General features: G+C 69.7%; 16 protein-coding genes and 1 pseudogene. 6 read left to right on the top strand and 11 right to left on the bottom strand.

Going from position 1 to position 15,930, the window contains the following annotated elements:
• Window positions 1-19: 19 nt before the first annotated feature.
• The 7 genes from ACZ1HC_RS10260 to ACZ1HC_RS10290 all read right to left on the bottom strand — a co-directional run bounded on the left by ACZ1HC_RS10260 (window position 20) and on the right by ACZ1HC_RS10290 (window position 8,126).
• Window positions 20-1,528 (bottom strand): tripartite tricarboxylate transporter permease, encoded by a 1,509-nt coding sequence (locus ACZ1HC_RS10260; RefSeq protein ID WP_472699888.1) that lies wholly within the window; start codon window positions 1,526-1,528, stop codon window positions 20-22.
• A 10-nt stretch (window positions 1,529-1,538) separates the two neighbouring features.
• A complete protein-coding gene (locus ACZ1HC_RS10265) occupies window positions 1,539-2,003 on the bottom strand; it encodes a tripartite tricarboxylate transporter TctB family protein (RefSeq protein WP_472699889.1) in 465 nt (154 codons plus the stop codon).
• 59 nt (window positions 2,004-2,062) lie between these two features.
• Window positions 2,063-3,037: a tripartite tricarboxylate transporter substrate-binding protein gene (locus tag ACZ1HC_RS10270; protein WP_472699890.1), complete on the bottom strand. Its 975-nt coding sequence runs from the start codon at window positions 3,035-3,037 to the stop codon at window positions 2,063-2,065.
• 144 nt (window positions 3,038-3,181) lie between these two features.
• Window positions 3,182-5,128, bottom strand: coding sequence for a MacB family efflux pump subunit (locus ACZ1HC_RS10275; protein WP_472699891.1), 1,947 nt, complete (start codon window positions 5,126-5,128; stop codon window positions 3,182-3,184).
• A 3-nt stretch (window positions 5,129-5,131) separates the two neighbouring features.
• Entirely contained in the window at window positions 5,132-6,319 is a 1,188-nt protein-coding gene (locus ACZ1HC_RS10280; RefSeq protein WP_472699892.1) for an efflux RND transporter periplasmic adaptor subunit, read from the bottom strand.
• Between the two features lie 164 nt (window positions 6,320-6,483).
• The gene (xylB, locus tag ACZ1HC_RS10285; protein WP_472699893.1) at window positions 6,484-7,935 is read right to left on the bottom strand and encodes a xylulokinase; all 1,452 of its coding nucleotides are present in this window, start codon (window positions 7,933-7,935) and stop codon (window positions 6,484-6,486) included.
• 50 nt (window positions 7,936-7,985) lie between these two features.
• Window positions 7,986-8,126 (bottom strand): hypothetical protein, encoded by a 141-nt coding sequence (locus ACZ1HC_RS10290; protein ID WP_472699894.1) that lies wholly within the window; start codon window positions 8,124-8,126, stop codon window positions 7,986-7,988.
• 270 nt (window positions 8,127-8,396) lie between these two features.
• Here ACZ1HC_RS10290 and ACZ1HC_RS10295 point away from each other — a divergent pair, with 270 nt between their 5' ends.
• The gene (locus tag ACZ1HC_RS10295) at window positions 8,397-9,128 is read left to right on the top strand and encodes a bifunctional sulfate adenylyltransferase/adenylylsulfate kinase (protein WP_472700823.1); all 732 of its coding nucleotides are present in this window, start codon (window positions 8,397-8,399) and stop codon (window positions 9,126-9,128) included.
• 39 nt (window positions 9,129-9,167) lie between these two features.
• Entirely contained in the window at window positions 9,168-10,625 is a 1,458-nt protein-coding gene (locus tag ACZ1HC_RS10300) for an MFS transporter (protein WP_472699895.1), read from the top strand.
• Here the strand turns inward: ACZ1HC_RS10300 and ACZ1HC_RS10305 are convergent.
• The 3 genes from ACZ1HC_RS10305 to ACZ1HC_RS10315 form a co-directional block, all read right to left on the bottom strand.
• On the bottom strand, window positions 10,612-10,839 hold the full coding sequence (locus ACZ1HC_RS10305; protein ID WP_472699896.1) for a DUF1150 family protein: 228 nt from the start codon (window positions 10,837-10,839) through the stop codon (window positions 10,612-10,614). The two genes, ACZ1HC_RS10300 and ACZ1HC_RS10305, sit on opposite strands and share 14 nt — an antisense overlap.
• A 12-nt stretch (window positions 10,840-10,851) precedes the next feature.
• Window positions 10,852-11,262 (bottom strand): Hsp20 family protein, encoded by a 411-nt coding sequence (locus ACZ1HC_RS10310; protein WP_472699897.1) that lies wholly within the window; start codon window positions 11,260-11,262, stop codon window positions 10,852-10,854.
• A 99-nt stretch (window positions 11,263-11,361) separates the two neighbouring features.
• Window positions 11,362-11,931 (bottom strand): hypothetical protein, encoded by a 570-nt coding sequence (locus ACZ1HC_RS10315; RefSeq protein WP_472699898.1) that lies wholly within the window; start codon window positions 11,929-11,931, stop codon window positions 11,362-11,364.
• Window positions 11,932-12,080: 149 nt separating this feature from the next.
• On the opposite strand from ACZ1HC_RS10315, the gene ACZ1HC_RS10320 reads away from it, so the two are divergent.
• From ACZ1HC_RS10320 to ACZ1HC_RS10335, 4 genes and pseudogenes are all read left to right on the top strand, one after another.
• Complete coding sequence (locus ACZ1HC_RS10320) at window positions 12,081-12,299, top strand: YdcH family protein (protein ID WP_472699899.1); 219 nt, start codon at window positions 12,081-12,083, stop codon at window positions 12,297-12,299.
• Window positions 12,300-12,361: 62 nt separating this feature from the next.
• A pseudogene (purE, locus tag ACZ1HC_RS10325) lies at window positions 12,362-12,852 on the top strand (5-(carboxyamino)imidazole ribonucleotide mutase).
• Window positions 12,845-13,879 (top strand): 5-(carboxyamino)imidazole ribonucleotide synthase, encoded by a 1,035-nt coding sequence (locus tag ACZ1HC_RS10330; protein WP_472699900.1) that lies wholly within the window; start codon window positions 12,845-12,847, stop codon window positions 13,877-13,879. Before purE ends, ACZ1HC_RS10330 begins: the two are co-directional and overlap by 8 nt.
• Window positions 13,876-14,322 (top strand): NUDIX domain-containing protein, encoded by a 447-nt coding sequence (locus ACZ1HC_RS10335; protein ID WP_472699901.1) that lies wholly within the window; start codon window positions 13,876-13,878, stop codon window positions 14,320-14,322. Before ACZ1HC_RS10330 ends, ACZ1HC_RS10335 begins: the two co-directional genes overlap by 4 nt.
• Before the next feature lie 74 nt (window positions 14,323-14,396).
• On the opposite strand, the gene purF is transcribed toward ACZ1HC_RS10335, so the two are convergent.
• Window positions 14,397-15,887 (bottom strand): amidophosphoribosyltransferase, encoded by a 1,491-nt coding sequence (gene purF, locus ACZ1HC_RS10340; protein WP_472699902.1) that lies wholly within the window; start codon window positions 15,885-15,887, stop codon window positions 14,397-14,399.
• Between the last annotated feature and the right edge of the window lie 43 nt (window positions 15,888-15,930).

Raw genomic sequence — 15,930 nt, forward strand, 5'->3', positions numbered from 1 at the left:
TCGTGTCCTCCTTGTTGGGTCAGGCATCGCTTTCGGTGAAGACCTCGTCCCGGCGACGGCGGATCTGGGGCAGAAAGACCAGCACCAGGATCGCCAGCGACAGGATCAGCAGGCCCGCACTGATCGGGCGGGTGACGAAGGTTGTCGGGTCGCCGCGTGACAGGATCATCGCCCGTCGCAGGTTTTCTTCCAGCAGCGGGCCCAGCACGAAGCCCAGCAGCAGCGGCGCGGGTTCGCAGCGCAGCTTGGACAGGACATAGCCCAGCAGTCCGAAGAAGGCGACCGCGAACAGGTCGTAGGGGTTCGAGTTGACCGAATAGACGCCGATCGAACACATCGCCATGATGATCGGGAACAGCACGTAATAGGGCACGGTCAGCAGCTTCACCCACAGCCCGATCAGGGGCAGGTTCAGCACTACCAGCATCAGGTTGCCGATCCACATGGACGCGATGATGCCCCAGAACAGCTGCGGCTGTTCGCTGACCACGTTCGGCCCCGGCACGATGCCTTGGATGATCATGGCCCCGATCATCAGCGCCATCACCGGGTTGGCGGGGATGCCCAGCGTCAGAAGCGGGATGAAGCTGGTCTGCGCCCCCGCATTGTTGGCGGATTCGGGACCCGCCACCCCGGCAAGCGCACCCTGTCCGAATTCCTCGGGGGTCTTCGAGACCTTCTTCTCGATCGTGTAGGAGGCGAACGAGGCCAGGATCGCCCCGCCCCCCGGCAGGATCCCCAGGACCGAGCCGATGCCGGTGCCGCGCAGGACGGGACCGACCATCTGGCGGAACTCGTCGCGGGTGGGGAACAGACGGCTGATGTTCTTGGTCATCACCTGCCGGTCGTGTTCGTCTTCGAGGTTGCGCAGGATCTCGGCGATGCCGAAGACGCCGACGGCGACGGCCACGAAGTTCAGCCCGTCCGCGAACTGGGTCATGCCCATCGTGAAGCGGGGCGCGCCGGTATAGACGTCGGTGCCGACCATGCCCAGAAGCAGGCCCAGCACCACCATCGCAAGGGCCTTCAGCACCGATCCGTGGGCAAGCGCCACCGACATCACCAGGCCCATGACCATCAGGCTGAAATATTCGGCCGCGCCGAACTTCAGGGCGATGGTGGTCAGGGGCGGGGCGAAGATCGCCACCAGGAAGGTCGCCACGCTGCCCGCGAAGAACGACCCCAGCGCGGCGGTGGCAAGGGCGGTGCCCGCGCGCCCCTTGCGCGCCATCTGATAGCCGTCGATGGCGGTCACGGCGGAACTGCTTTCGCCGGGCATGTTGATGAGGATGGCGGTGGTCGAGCCGCCGTATTGCGCGCCGTAATAGATGCCCGCCAGCATGATCAGCGACGATACCGGTTCAAGCTGGAAGGTGATGGGCAGCAGCATGGCGATGGTGGCGGTGGCGCCGATGCCCGGCAGCACGCCGATCAGCGTGCCCAGCAGCACCCCGATCAGGCAGAACCCCAGGTTCGCCAGCGACGAAGCCACGCCGAAGCCCATCGCCAGGTTCGAGATCAGATCCATGCGCGCGCCCCTACCACGGCAGCCAGGGGCCGAAGCGCCGGAAGGGCAGGCCCAGGCCATAGGAAAACACCAGCGTCGCCAGGATCGTGACCGTGACGGCCAGGATCAGCGCCGGCAGCGGGCGCATCCGCACCGAGGCCTGCGACGCGATCAGCGTGGTGACGAACAGCGCGGGCACGAAGCCCAGGCCGCGGACGGTGAGGCCGAAGAAGATCGGCGCGGGCAGGATGAACAGGATGCCCCGCCAGGCGAAGCGGGTGATGGGTTCGTCATCCGCGCGCCCGAAGGCCTTGAACAGGGTCACCGCGCCCAGGATGAACAGCAGGCCGGACAGGACCATCGGGAAATAGCCCGGCCCCATCCGCAGCGAGGTTCCCATCTCCAGGCCCCATCCCTGCCAGGCGAAGAAGGCCGCGATGGCCATGAACAGCAGGCCCGCGGCGATATCCGTGCCGTCTTTCGGTTTCGTGGACATGGTCCCCCGCGTGTCAGATGGCCCGCCGCCGCCGCACGGAGCGGCGGCGGGCACATGGGTCAGTCGGCATAGACGCCCGCGGCCTCGATCACCGGCTTCCAGCGGGCGATCTCGGATTCCAGCTTGGCCTTCAGCGCCTCGGGGGTGGCATCCTCGGCCGGCGAGGGCGCGGTGCCCAGGTCGGCCATGGCCTTGATCACGCCCTCGTCGGCAAGGGCCTTCTGCAGCGATTCCGACAGGCGCTGGTTGATCTCGGCCGGGGTGCCCTTGGGGGTGTAGATGCCGTGCCAGATGCCGAACTGCATCGTATCCAGCCCGCTTTCGGTGGCGGTGGGCAGGTCGGGGAACAGCTCCAGACGTTCCGGCGTGGTCACGGCATAGGCCTTGATCGTGCCGGCCTTGATCTGCTGGGTGGTGTTGGTGGTCTGGTCGCACATGATGTCGACCTGGCCGCCCAGCAGGTCGGTCATCGCCGGCCCGGTGCCCTTGTAGGGGACGGTGACCAGCTGCGCCTCGAGCGCCTGCATCAGCAGCATCCCGCACAGGTGGCTGGCCGCGCCGATGCCGGCATTGGCCAGCGTCAGGCCGTCGGCATTGGCCTTGACGTATTCGATGAAGGCCGGAAAGTCCTCGGGCTCGAAATCCTGGCGGGCGGTGACCACCATCGGCACCTCGGTCACGAGGCCCACATATTCGAATGCGTCCAGCGTCTCGTAGGGCAGGTTGCGATACAGCGTGTCCGAGGTCGCCATGCCGATGTGGTGCAGCAGCACCGTGTATCCGTCGGGTTCCGCCTTGGCGACATTGGCCGCGCCCAGCGTGCCGCCGGCGCCGCCGATGTTCTCGATCACGATCTGCGGGCCCAGGTCCGCCGACATCCGTTCGGCGACCAGCCGCGCCACGGTGTCGGTGGGTCCGCCGGCCGAGAATGGCACGACCATCGTGATCTGGCGTTCGGGATAGTCCTGCGCCCAGGCTGGCGCAGACAGGATCGTGGCGGCGAAAAGCCCCGCCATCATCTTCGTCAGGTTCATGTGTCCTCCCAGACTGCTGCGGCGCCTCGGGGCGCCGTCGTGGTGCAGACGCATTTGTGCAGTTTGGACCGGGCGACACAACGGTTTTCTGCCCGAAACCCTTCCGATACGAAGATTTTACGTCCCCCGCCGCATGACGCGGCGTCACCCCCGAGAGAGCGCCGCAACCGGGTCCAGCCGCGACGCGTTGCGCGCGGGCAGAAAGCCGAAGGTGACGCCGATCAGCGTCGAACTGACCAGGGCTGCGATCATCGCGCCCGGCGACTGGATCATCGTGAAGCTGGTGGACAGCCGGTCGAACAGCAGGTTGAAGCCCAGCGCCGCGGCGATCCCCAGCACGCCGCCGATCATGCAGACCAGCACCGCCTCGATCAGGAACTGGCGCAGGATGTCGCCGCGCCGCGCGCCCACGGCCATGCGAAGCCCGATTTCGGACACCCGTTCCGTCACCGACACCAGCATGATGTTCATCACCCCGATGCCCCCCACCACCAGCGAGATGACGGCAATGGCCGAGATCAGCAGGGTCAGCGCCCCGGTCGTGCTGGTGATGGTCTGGCGGATCTGGTCGGTGTTGACGATGAAGAAGTCCCTGGTGCCGTGCCGCTGGGTCAGGAACCGGGTGACGGCAGCCTCGGCGGCGGCCATGTCGGCGTCGTCGGCGATCCGCAGCGTCAGGCTGGACAGCGTCGTGGTGCCCAGATAGCGCGCCTGGACCGTCGTATAGGGGGCATAGAGCCGCAGCGTCTGGCTGGCGCCTGGCCCGCGCGAGGCGATCTCGGCCACGCCGATCACACGCATCATGGCGTTGCCGGCGTAGATGACCTGGCCCACGCCGCCGTCCTCGCGGCCGGGGAACAGGCTGTCGCGGGTGTTGGTGTCGATCACCACTTCTTGCGCCATGCGGTCGATGGCCCGGGCGTCGAAGCCGCGCCCGGCGACGATGGCCGATCCGGTGACGGTGAAGTAGTCGTCGCCCACGCCGCTGATCTGGGCATTGGCCTCGGTCGCGCCGAAGCGGACGGTGGCGGTGGTCGCGGTGCCGGGCGTGGCCGCCGCCACGAAGGGCAGCCGGGCCAGCGCCTCGGCGTCCGAGGCCACCAGCGTCTTGATCCGGCCCGACCGCATGTCCCCGAAGTCGCGCCCGGGAAACACCTCGAGCGTGTTCGTCCCCAAGGACGAGATGTTGGCCAGAACCTGCTGGCGAGAGCCTTCGCCCAACGCCACCACCGACACGACCGAGGCGATGCCGATGATGATGCCCAGCATGGTCAGGAAGCTGCGCAGCTTGTGGGCGCGCATCGACACAAGCGCCATGCGCAGCGCCTCGCGGAAGGCGCTGCCGGGCAGGGCGGGGACGGGGCGGGGCGCCGGTTCGCGCCGGGCGGGCGCGGGGTCGGGCTGGTTGCGGCGGTCGGCGATGATGCGGCCGTCGCTGATCTCGATGATGCGGCGGGCGCGGGCGGCGACCTTGGGATCGTGGGTGACGACGATGATCGTGCGCCCGTCGCCGTTCAGTTCGTCCAGGATGGACAGAACCTCCTCGCCGCTGCGGCTGTCCAGGGCGCCGGTCGGTTCGTCGGCCAGGATCACGCTGGCGTCGTTGATCAGCGCCCGCGCGATCGACACCCGCTGCTGCTGGCCCCCCGACAGCGCCGAGGGCCGGTGGCCCAGCCGCGCGCCCATGCCCAGCCGGTCCAGAAGCCGCGCCGCCCGCGCCCGGCGTTCGGCGGCCGCTTCGCCGCGATAGACGGCCGGGATCTCGACATTGCCCAGCGCGGTCAGTTCCGGCAGCAGGTGGTAGCGCTGGAAGATGAAGCCGAAGCGTTCGCGGCGCAGCGCCGCCAGGGCGGTGTTGTCGAAGCCGCCGATGTCTTGGCCGGCGAAGCGGTAGCTGCCGGTGCTGGGCCGGTCCAAGCAGCCCAGGATGTTCATCAGCGTGGTCTTGCCCGATCCCGAGGCGCCCACGATCGCCACGTATTCCCCCGGCATGATCGACAGGTCCACGCCGCGCAGGACGGTCAGGCTGCCTTCGCCCTGGACATAGCTGCGGCCGATGCCCGACAGCTGGATGATCGGCTGCCCGTCCACGGATCAGCCCCGCATCCCGCGCATCCCGCTCAGCGGGTTGCGCCCCGACGGCCCGCCGTCCCCGTCGCTGCTGCCCGTCACGATCCTCTCGCCCTCCTGCAGGCCGGCGGTGATCTCGGCCATGACCTTGTCGTTCAGCCCGACGCTGACCGCCCGTTCCTGAAGCGATCCGTCGCTGCCCTGCACCTGCAGCCGGTACTGCCCGTCGGCGTCCGGCGCGCCAAGCGCGATCGAGGGCACCGTCAGCACGTCTTGCGCCTGTCCCAGGACGATGTGGACCTCGGCCGTCATGTAGGTGCGCAGCAGCCCGTCGGAGTTGGGCACCGTGAAGCGGCCGTTGTAGTAGATCGCCTCGGACGTGGCGCTGCCCGACCCGGTGGCGCCGCCCAGGCTGGGGTCGTTGACGATGGATTCCGGCGCCGGGGCCACCGCCTCCAGCACGGCCTCGTAGCGGCGGTCGGGGGCGCCCAGGGTGGTGAACCAGACCTTCTGGCCGGGCCGGACCTGGCCGATGTCGGCCTCGGAGATCTCGGCATGGACCTCCATCTGCGTCAGGTCGCCCAGCACGACGATGGTGGGGGCGGATTGCGCCGCGTTGACGGTCTGGCCCTGCTGGGCGGTGATCGCCAGGACGGTGCCATCGCCGGGGGCGGTGATGCGGGTATAGGCCAGGTTCGCCTCGGCCGTCTCGATGGCGACCTGGGCCTGGGCGATCTGGGCGTCAAGCGCCTCGATCTGCGCGCGCGCCACCGCCACGTCCGAGGTGGCCGTGTCGAAGTCGTTCTGCAGCGTCAGGTTGGACCGCTGCAGCTTTTCCAGCCGGTCCAGCGTGCGCAGCGCCAGATCCAGCGTCGCCTCGCGTTCGACACGCTGGGCCCGGGCCACGGCCAGATCGGACTGCGCCGACTTCAGCGCGTTCTGCTGGTTGACGGAGTCGATCTCGGCGATCAGGTCGCCCTGCTTCACCGTCTGGCCCAGTTCCACCGCGATGTTGGTGATCCGCCCCGAGGCCTGGGCGCCCACCGCCACCAGGTTGCGCGGCTTGAGCGTCCCCTGGGCCAGCACCGTCACCTCGATGTCGCCGCGCGCGACCGGCGCGGTCAGCACCTGCGCGTCGTCGCCATCCTGGCCCTGGCCCACGCCCAGCGCCGCCCCGGCGGCAAGCGCCGCGCAGACCGCCAAAGCCGCCACGCCGTGACGAAACCCAGAAGCGCATGTCCCTGATCCCCGATCCTGCCCGCGGATGAACCCCCAGCCCTAGATAGCGCGGCCCGCGCCGGATCCAACGCCAAAGCCCGCCCCGCCCCCGCAGATGTGATGCGGGGCAGGGCGACCGGCCGGCGGCGGGCGCGGCCCTACTGCACGCCGCGGATGGCCGGGTAGGCGGCCCGGAACGCGCGGTAGGCGGTCTCGAAGCTGTCGCGCAGGGCGGGATCGGGTGCGATTTCCTCGACCACCTCGGGCGGCGCCATGATGTCGTCCAGCCGGCCCCCGCCCGCCGCGGCCATGCCCAGCCGCGCCGCGCCCAGGGCCGCGCCGAACTCTCCGTCCGCGGGCAGGGTCAGGGTCGCGTCCAGCGTCGTGGCGATCACTCGCAGCCAGTAGCGCGACCGCGCGCCGCCGCCGATCGCCATCAGCCGGTCCAACCGCGCGCCGGTCTCCCTCAGGGCCTGATGGCTGTCTCGCAGCCCGAAGGCCACGCCCTCCAGGACCGCGCGGGTCAGGTCGTCGCGGCTCGTCCCCGATCCCAGGCCGGTGAAGGCCCCCCGGATCGTCGCGTCGTTGTGGGGCGTCCGTTCGCCCGACAGATAGGGCAGGAAACGGACCGGGCCCGGGGCCTGCAGCGCATCGCCCAGGCCCGCCGTCAGGTCCGCCGGCCGCACCCCGGCGATCCGCGACAGCCAGTTGAGGCTGTCCGTCGCCGACAGCATCACCCCCATCTGGTACCAGGTGGCGGGCACCGCATGGCAGAAGGTGTGCAGCGCGGTTTCCGGCGCCGGATGGTATCGGTCGCGCGCCGCCATCAGCACCCCCGAGGTGCCCAGGGACACGAAGCCCTGGCCCTCGCGCAGGGCGCCGATGCCGCAAGCGGCGGCGGCATTGTCGCCCGCGCCCCCGGCCACCACAACCCCCGGCGCCAGCCCCCAGGCCCGCGCAAGATCCGCGCGCAGATGGCCCGCCGGGGCCGAACCCTCGACCAGCCGGGGCATCTGGTCGCGCCGCATGTGGCCGGCCGCCAGCAGCGCGTCCGACCAGTCGCGCGCCCCGGTATCCAGCCACGAGGTTCCCGCCGCGTCCGACATGTCGGTGACATGCTCGCCCGTCAGGTACAGGTTCAGATAGGCCGCCGGCAGCAGGACCCGGGCGATGCGGGCGAAGGCCTCGGGCTCATGCGCGCGGACCCATTCCAGCTTTGGGGCGGTGAAGCCGGGAAAGACGATGTTGCCCGACAGTTCCCGCACGCCGGGGGTCGCGTCCAGGACCGCGGCTTCGGCGTGGCTGCGGGTGTCGTTCCACAGGATGCAGGGGCGGATCACCCGGTCGCCCGCGTCCAGCAGCGTCGCGCCGTGCATGTGGCCCGCGACGCCGATGCCGCGCAGGCCGGCGAAGTCGGGGTGGCGGTCGCGCAGTTCCGCGACGGCGCCCGTCAGCGCGGCGATCCAGTCGGCGGGGTCCTGTTCGGACCAGCCGGACTGCGGATGGCTGACGGGATAATGCCGTTCGGTGGCGCCAAGGGGCCTGCCGCCGTCGTCCACCAGAAGCGCCCGCAGACCGGACGTGCCAAGGTCGATACCCAGAAAGCTCATGTTCCCCCCATGCGGTTGCCCCGCTCTTGTGGCTGACCGGCCGGGCTGCGTCAAATTTCTGCCGGGCGGTCCAGAAGCGCGGCGGTCATGCCGTCCAGGCGGGGCAGCACGGCTGCGGCCCCGGCCTGCGCCAGGCGCCGGGCGTGGTCGTCCCGCATCCCGGCCAGATGGCTTCCGCCGGTGAACCCCACGCCCGCATCCCGGCGGCGCGGGCGCCCGCCATGCCATGCGGCGAATCCTCCATCACCGCGCAGGTTTCGGGCGAAAGCCCAGGTCGGCCAGGATCTGCAGCGACATCGGCGCGCTGTCCACCGGGCAGCCGTCCATGTCGAAGATGACGGCGCGGATCTTGGTCATGGGGCCCCCGGGCGGCGCTGATGGTCTGCTGCCTACACCGATCGCGCCGGGATGACAAACCGCGGCGCTTGCGCTAGGCCGGGCGGCATGACCCGGCTTGCCCCCTGCCAGAGCTTTACCTGTCGCCCGACGCCGCCGCCGCGATGCTGGCCGAGGCCGAAGGGCTGCCCGCCTGGGATCTGGACGCGCGGCAGGCGGTCGAACTGGACCTGCTGCTGGGGGGCGGATTTGCGCCGCTGCGCGGCTACATGACCGAACAGGACCATCGCGCCGCGCGCGAGGGGCAGGACGGGCCCTGGCCGCTGCCTTTCGCCCTGCAGGTCGGGTCCGGCTTCGCCGCCGGGATCGAGCCCGGCCAGGACATCGCCCTGCGGGACGGGTCGGGCGTGGTGGCGGTGCTGTCCGTCACCGACCGCTGGGGCCAGCCGGCGCTGCTGGGGGGCAAGGTCAAGGGGCTGCGCCGCCCCGGAAGCGGACCCACCCCGAACGCCCTGCGCGCCCTGTTCCGGGGCCGGGGCACGGGCGCCGTGCTGGCCGTCCAGCCCCTGGCCCAGCCCGAGGTGGACATGGCCGTGCCGCTGGCCGCGCGGCTGGGGGCCGCGCTGCTGGTCCAGCCGCCCGCCGGCGTGGTCGTCGATGCGCCCCGCGAGGCCGTGCTGGCGCCCTTGCGCCTGCCCTTGCCCCAGGGACCGCGCGCCGCGCTGTGGCAGGCGCTTGTCGCGCGCAATCACGGCGCCACGCATCTGCTGCGGCCCGATCCCGCCGCACAGGAAGTTTACCGGCCCCATCAGGACCGGATCGGGCTGGCGATGGTCCTGCCCGACCGAAGCGGCTAGATCGGCCGCGGCATTCACCCGATTCAGGAAAGGCAGTCCATGTCCCCCTCGCCCGCAAGCGACGCCGGCTTCAACCCGTGGCTTGCGACGGTGCTGCTGCTGCTGGCCAACTACATGAACCTGATCGACGTCAGCATCGTGAACGTGGCGCTGCCGTCGATCCGCGAAAACCTGCAGGCGACGGCGGCCCAGATCGAATGGGTCTCGGCCGCCTATGTGCTGGCCTTCGCGGCCGGCCTTCTGCCTTTCGGCCGCTTTGGCGACAAGTTCGGGCGCAAGCGGCTGTTCCTGCTGGGGATCGGGCTGTTCACGCTGGCCTCGGCGCTGTGCGGCTTTGCGCAGTCGATGCCGATGCTGATCTGGTCGCGCGCGCTGCAGGGCGTGGGCGGGGCGATGATGGTGCCGCAGGTCATGGCGATCATGCACGTGATCTTCCCGCCCGACCAGAAGGCCCGCGCCTTCGCGCTGGCCGGGGTGGTGGCAAGCCTAGGCGGCGTCACCGGGCCGCTGCTGGGGGGCGCGCTGATCACCTGGGACATCGCGGGCCTGGACTGGCGGCCGATCTTCCTGGTGAACCTGCCCATCGGGCTGTTCGTGATCGCGGCGGGGCGCCGCTGGATCCCCGCGCTGTCGTCGAACCGGCGCCTGCGGATCGACTGGATCGGGATGGCGCTGTTCACGCTGGCGGTGGTGCTGGTGGTGCTGCCGGTGATCGAGGGCGCTCTGCTGGGCTGGCCCTGGTGGTGCATCGCCATGATCGTCGCGGCGGTGCCGGCGGGCGGCCTGTTCGTGTGGCGGCAGGTGCTGCTGGCGCGTCAGGGGCGCGAGCAGCTGCTGCCGGTCGCGCTGATGCGCAACGCGGGCTATGTCACCGGCGTGCTGATGGTGATGCTGCATTTCTCGGCCATTCCGGGGATGTTCCTGGTGCTGGCGATCTATCTGCAGACGGGCTTCGGGCTGGACCCGATGCAGTCCGGCCTGGCCACCGCGCCGTTCCCCCTGGGCATCATGCTGGGCAGCTACGTCACCGGCCAGTTCGGCACGAGATGGATGTCCGGCCGGATGGCGGCGGGCATGGTGGCCCTGCTGGGGGGCATGGTGTTCCTGCGCCATCTGACCGGCAACCCGCCGCAGGATCTGTCGGCCGCGACGCTGATCCCGCCGCTGGCCGTCTGCGGCTTCGGGGCGGGGCTGGCGATCTCGCCGCTGTTCCAGTCGGTGCTGCAGGCGGTGCCGGCGCGGGACGCGGGTGCGGGATCGGGGGGGATGCAGGCCTTCCAGCAGGTGGGCGTGGCAATCGGTGTCGCAGCCGTGTCCAGCCTGTTCTTCGTCCGCCTGAACGGGGCGGGGGGCAGGGACTACCCGGCCGCCCTGTCCCATGCGCTGACCTATCAGGTCTGCATCTTCGCCGCGATCCTGGCGGTGCTGGCGCTGCGCACGGGACTTCGCGGCAAGGCGGACGTTCCGCCCCGCCGCGAAGGGGTCAGTGGGCGCTGACAGGCGTCAGTTCGTTCTGGCGGGCCAGCACGAAGGCCAGCTGCCGGTCCCGGACAAGGGCCAGCCGTTCCCCGTCTGCGTCATGCACCGCGTACATGCTGTCGATGCCGCCAAGCTGCTGGCGCAGTTCGTGCGGCAGGGTGCGGGTCTCGACCTGCCGGATATAGACGGTCTTTTCGGCGTCGATGCCGCCGAAGTCGAATTTGGTATCCATGATGATCCCCTTTTACTTGCGGCTGATCGGAATGGTCTGGACGACCTGCTGAGGCTGGACCCGTCTCAGGTCCACGTGAAGCAGGCCGTTCTCCATCTGGGCGCGCTCGACCTCGACCCCGTCGGCCAGCACGAAGCTGCGCTGGAAGGCGCGGGCTGCGATGCCGCGGTGCAGGAACACGCGGTCCGCTTCGGGATCGGCCATCCGGCCGCGGATGACAAGCTGCCGGTCCTCGGTCGTGACCGACAGATCCTGTTCGGCGAAACCGGCGACGGCCAGCGTGATGCGGAACCCGTCGGGGGCGACATGTTCGATGTTGTAGGGCGGATAGCCCTCGGCGCCTTTGGCGGCTCGTTCGGCCAACCGTTCAAGCTGGTCGAAGCCCAGAAGATACGGATGCGCCCCCAGCGAGATCTTGGTCATGTTCAGCCCCGTTTCGATCAAGCGACTGTTCTGCAGACCCCGTGGCGGCGATCCGCTTGCCGTCAATATGTGGGCCGGGCCAGCGGCTTGCAAGGCCGCTCAGGGGCGGATTCCGCAGGCGGCCGCGGTTCGGGCGATGGCGGCGCGCGAACCGGCCAGAGAGAACGTGCCGCTGCGGCCGCCCGAGACGACCTCGACCCCGCTGCCCGTCATCAGCGCCGCGACCAGGGGCGATCCGGCATCGGCGGCGGTGTAAAGGATGCCGTTGCGGGCCACGAAGGGCAGGGCGAAGGCCCGCCCGTCCACGCTGATGCGCGTGCCGTCCGCCGCCCCGCCCAGGCCCGAGACGCCGATCAGCGCCGGCCCGCCCTGCTGGCACATGTAGTTCAGCGACCGCCCGCCCATGTCGATCACCGCCGCATGGGCCCCAGGCACGCTTTCGGTCCGCCAGCGGGACGGGGCGGGTTCTTCGCGCGGCGCAGCCTCGGCGGGATCGCTGCTGCACATCCGTTCGACGCAGGCATGATAGGCGGGGTTCGACGCGGGACCGTTGTGGTAGAGGCACTGGTTGACGCAGATCTGCGGATCATCCACCTGCGCCGGGGCCGGACCGCCCAAGACCATCGCCCATCCCATGACAGCCGCCGCCACATACTGAAAACCCTGCACCACCAGACCCTTTCCTGAACCGGCTTCCAGACCCCGATACGCGGCAAAAATGCCAGCGCGTTCCACGCTCTGCGAAGCATCCTGTTAACATGCGCCGTGCAAGAGATTATAATCCACGCAAAGACACGCGTCGAGCCAAGCGAAGCCAGATGACCATGCACCACGAGATGTCCCACGACGAAATCATCCGCGCCAGGCTGGCGGCGCTGCGGTGCGAACACCGCGACCTGGACGAGGCGATCGCGGCGCTGTCGGCCCAGCAACTGACATCCTCGCTGGCGCTGCAGCGGCTGAAGAAGCAGAAGCTGATGCTCAAGGATCAGATCGCCCGGCTGGAGGACGAGATTACCCCCGACATCATCGCCTGATTGCGGCAGGACGCCCGGCGCGCTATGGCCTGCGCAGGAAACCGCGGCCAGGATCGGCAGGAATGACGCAAAACCCTGTGGGCATCATCATGGGCAGCCAGTCCGACTGGCCGACGATGAAGGAGGCCGCGGCGATCCTGGACGACCTGGGCATCGGCTACGACGCCCGCATCGTCAGCGCCCACCGCACGCCGGACCGCCTGTGGGACTATGGCAGCACGGCCGTGGAACGCGGGCTGAAGGTGATCATCGCGGGCGCCGGGGGGGCGGCGCATCTGCCGGGCATGATGGCCTCGAAGACCCGCCTGCCGGTGATCGGCGTGCCGGTGCAGACCCGGGCGCTGTCCGGGGTCGATCTCGCTCTACTCGATCCTGCAGATGCCCAAGGGCTATCCGGTGGCGACCATGGCCATCGGCGCCGCCGGGGCGGCCAATGCGGGGCTGATGGCGGCGGGGATCCTGGCGCTGTCCGATCCCGCCCTGGCCCGGCGCCTCGACGACTGGCGCCAGGCCCTGTCCGATCTCGATCCCGCAGGCCCCGCGCGATGAGTGAGGTGCGCAGCATCGGCATCCTGGGCGGCGGCCAGCTGGGCCGGATGCTGTCGGTCGCCGCCAGCCGCCTGGGTCTGCGCTGCCACATCTACGAGCCCGGCACCGCGCCGGCGGGCGACGTGGCCTGGCGCGTGACGAACGCCCCCTACGAGGACCAAACCGCCCTGCGCGACTTCGCCGCCAGCGTGGATGTCATCACCTACGAATTCGAGAACGTGCCGACCTCGGCGCTCGACCTGCTCGAGGCGCTGCGCCCGATCCGGCCCGGCCGCCGCGCCCTGGCCGTGTCGCAGGACCGGCTGGCCGAAAAGACCTTCCTGAACGGGCTCGGGCTTGCGACCGCCCCCTTTGCCGATGTCCCGGCCGAAGCCAACCTGCCCGCGGCGATACGCGCCATCGGCCGCCCCTCGATCCTCAAGACCCGCCGCCTGGGCTATGACGGCAAGGGCCAGTTGCGCATCGCCGACGGCCCCGCCGGATGGACCGGCGCGCCCTCGATCCTCGAGGGCTTCGTCGATTTCTCGGCCGAGATCAGCGTCATCATCGCGCGCGGCGCCGACGGCCAGACGGCCGCCTTCGATCCCGGCCTGAACGTCCACGAGGGCGGCATCCTGCGCAGCACCTCGGTGCCCTGCGGTCTGCCTGCCAGGGTGACCACCGATGCCGTGCTGATCGCCGCGCGGATCGTCCATGCGCTTGACTATGTGGGCGTCATGGGGGTGGAGCTGTTCGTGACCCCGCAGGGCCTGGTCGTGAACGAGATCGCCCCCAGGGTCCACAACAGCGGCCACTGGACACAGGCGGGATGTGCGGTGGACCAGTTCGAACAGCATGTCCGCGCCGTGGCCGGGCTGCCCCTGGGCGACGGCAGGCGCTATGCCGATGTCACGATGGAAAACCTGATCGGCGACGACCTGGCCCGCGTTCCTGACCTGCTCGGGGCGCCGATGACCCAGGTCCATCTCTACGGCAAGGGCGCCCCCCGCCCGGGTCGCAAGATGGGCCATGTCAACCGCATCACCCGATGAGCCCGGCGCCGCCCCGCCTGGCGGTGCGTGCCGCGATCCTGCGCGACGACCGGCTGCTGCTGGTCAACGCCTATCCGGGCCGGCAGTCCGACCTGTGGTGCCTGCCCGGCGGCGGGGCCGAGGCCGGCCGCTCCCTGCCCGAGAACCTGATCCGCGAGGTCGCCGAGGAAACCGGCCTTGCCGTCACCATCGGCCCGCCCATCCTGGTCAACGAATTCCACGACCCCGCAACCGGCTTCCACCAGGTCGATATCATCTTCCGGGCGGCCCTGTCGGACGACGGCCCGATCATCCTGAAGGATCCCGAAGGCATCGTGAACCGCTTCCGCTGGGCAAGCCGCATCGACCTGACCGGGCTGCGCCACAAGCCCGACAGGCTGGCCCAGGCCGTATGGGGACAGGATGCCGCCTGCTACGACCCGCTGGAGCGGATCGTCGGCTGAGGCTTCTTCTTTGCCGGAAATACCCCACAGGGGGTCTGGGGGACGTGAAGTCCCCCAGCCGCCGCGGGACGCAGCTACTCGGCCGCCTGGCTCAGCGCCGTCTCGGAGCCGGACTTCATGCGGAAGCCGCGTTCCAGCTGGTCGAACGGCGCAACCGGATAATCGCCCGAAAAACAGGCGTCGCAATACTGCGGCAGCGCGTTGTTGCGGCCCTGCGCCTCGCCCACGGCCCGGTACAGGCCGTCCAGCGACACGAAGGCCAGCGAATCCACGCCGATCCAGTCGCGCATCTCCTCGGGTGTCATGTTCGCGGCCAGCAGCTTGTCGCGGTCGGGCGTGTCCACGCCATAGAAGCACGGCCAGGCGGTCGGGGGCGAGGCGATGCGGAAATGCACCTCGGCCGCGCCCGCATCCAGGATCATGTCCTTGATCTTGCGGCTGGTCGTGCCGCGCACCACCGAATCGTCCACCAGCACCACGCGCTTGCCCGCGATCAGCGACCGGTTCACGTTCAGCTTCAACCGCACGCCCATGTTGCGGATCTGTTCGGTCGGCTCGATGAAGGTGCGGCCCATGTACTGGTTGCGGATGATCCCCATGCCATAGGGGATGCCCGATTCCTGCGCATAGCCGATCGCCGCGGGGGTGCCGCTGTCGGGGACGGGGCAGACCAGATCCGCCTCGATCGGCGCCTCGCGCGCCAGTTCGACGCCGATCTGGCGGCGCGTCTCATAGACGGACCGGCCGCCGATGATCGAATCGGGACGCGAGAAATAGACATGCTCGAAGATGCAGAACCGGCCGCGCGACGGCCCGAATGGGCGCGATGTCTCGACCGCCCCCTTCGAAATCACCACCATCTCGCCCGGCTCGATCTCTCGCAGGAACTCGGCGCCGATGATGTCCAGGGCGCAGGTCTCGGAGGCCAGCACGAAGCCGTCGTCGCCCAGCCTGCCCAGCACCAGCGGGCGCACGCCCAGCGGGTCGCGCACGCCGATCAGCTTGGTGCGGGTCATGGCGATCACCGAAAACGCCCCCTCGACCCGGCGCAGGGCGTCCTTCATCCGTTCGGGGATATTGCGCTGGATGGACCGCGCCATCAGGTGGATGATGCATTCGCTGTCGCTGCTGGACTGGAAGATCGAGCCGCGCTCGATCAGTTCGCGGCGCAGGGCGGCGGCATTGGTGATGTTGCCGTTGTGGGCGATGGCGCAGCCGCCCATGTGGAATTCGCCGAAGAAGGGCTGCACGTCGCGGATCGCGGTGGCGGCCTTGGTGCCGGCGGTGGAATAGCGCACATGGCCGATCGCCAGCGGGCCGGGCAGGGTGGCCATCACCTCGGGCTTGGTGAAGTTGTCGCGCACATAGCCGAAGCGGTGGGCGCTGTTGAAGCCGCTTTCGGGGTCATGGGCGACGATGCCGCCGGCTTCTTGGCCGCGATGCTGCAGGGCGTGCAGCCCCAGGGCCACGAAGTTGGAAGCGTCCGCGACCCCGATGACGCCGAAGATGCCGCATTCTTCGTGCAGGCGGTCCGAATCGAACGGATGGGCCAGGAATGGTTGCATCGCGGCTGTCCTGAATGGCGTCGGGCTGTCCGCTCCATGTAGT

It is taken from the genome of Paracoccus sp. BR5-17 (assembly GCF_055693925.1).

What these genes read in the sequence shown, in the direction of transcription:
- ACZ1HC_RS10260 (WP_472699888.1), bottom strand. Translation starts at nt 1,528, where the DNA reads ATGGATCTGATCTCGAACCTGGCGATGGGCTTCGGCGTGGCTTCGTCG.
- ACZ1HC_RS10265 (WP_472699889.1), bottom strand. Translation starts at nt 2,003, where the DNA reads ATGTCCACGAAACCGAAAGACGGCACGGATATCGCCGCGGGCCTGCTG.
- ACZ1HC_RS10300 (WP_472699895.1), top strand. Translation starts at nt 9,168, where the DNA reads ATGTCCCCCTCGCCCGCAAGCGACGCCGGCTTCAACCCGTGGCTTGCG.
- purF (WP_472699902.1), bottom strand. Translation starts at nt 15,887, where the DNA reads ATGCAACCATTCCTGGCCCATCCGTTCGATTCGGACCGCCTGCACGAA.
- ACZ1HC_RS10305 (WP_472699896.1), bottom strand. Translation starts at nt 10,839, where the DNA reads ATGGATACCAAATTCGACTTCGGCGGCATCGACGCCGAAAAGACCGTC.
- ACZ1HC_RS10310 (WP_472699897.1), bottom strand. Translation starts at nt 11,262, where the DNA reads ATGACCAAGATCTCGCTGGGGGCGCATCCGTATCTTCTGGGCTTCGAC.
- ACZ1HC_RS10330 (WP_472699900.1), top strand. Translation starts at nt 12,845, where the DNA reads ATGAGTGAGGTGCGCAGCATCGGCATCCTGGGCGGCGGCCAGCTGGGC.
- ACZ1HC_RS10270 (WP_472699890.1), bottom strand. Translation starts at nt 3,037, where the DNA reads ATGAACCTGACGAAGATGATGGCGGGGCTTTTCGCCGCCACGATCCTG.
- ACZ1HC_RS10335 (WP_472699901.1), top strand. Translation starts at nt 13,876, where the DNA reads ATGAGCCCGGCGCCGCCCCGCCTGGCGGTGCGTGCCGCGATCCTGCGC.
- xylB (WP_472699893.1), bottom strand. Translation starts at nt 7,935, where the DNA reads ATGAGCTTTCTGGGTATCGACCTTGGCACGTCCGGTCTGCGGGCGCTT.
- ACZ1HC_RS10320 (WP_472699899.1), top strand. Translation starts at nt 12,081, where the DNA reads ATGACCATGCACCACGAGATGTCCCACGACGAAATCATCCGCGCCAGG.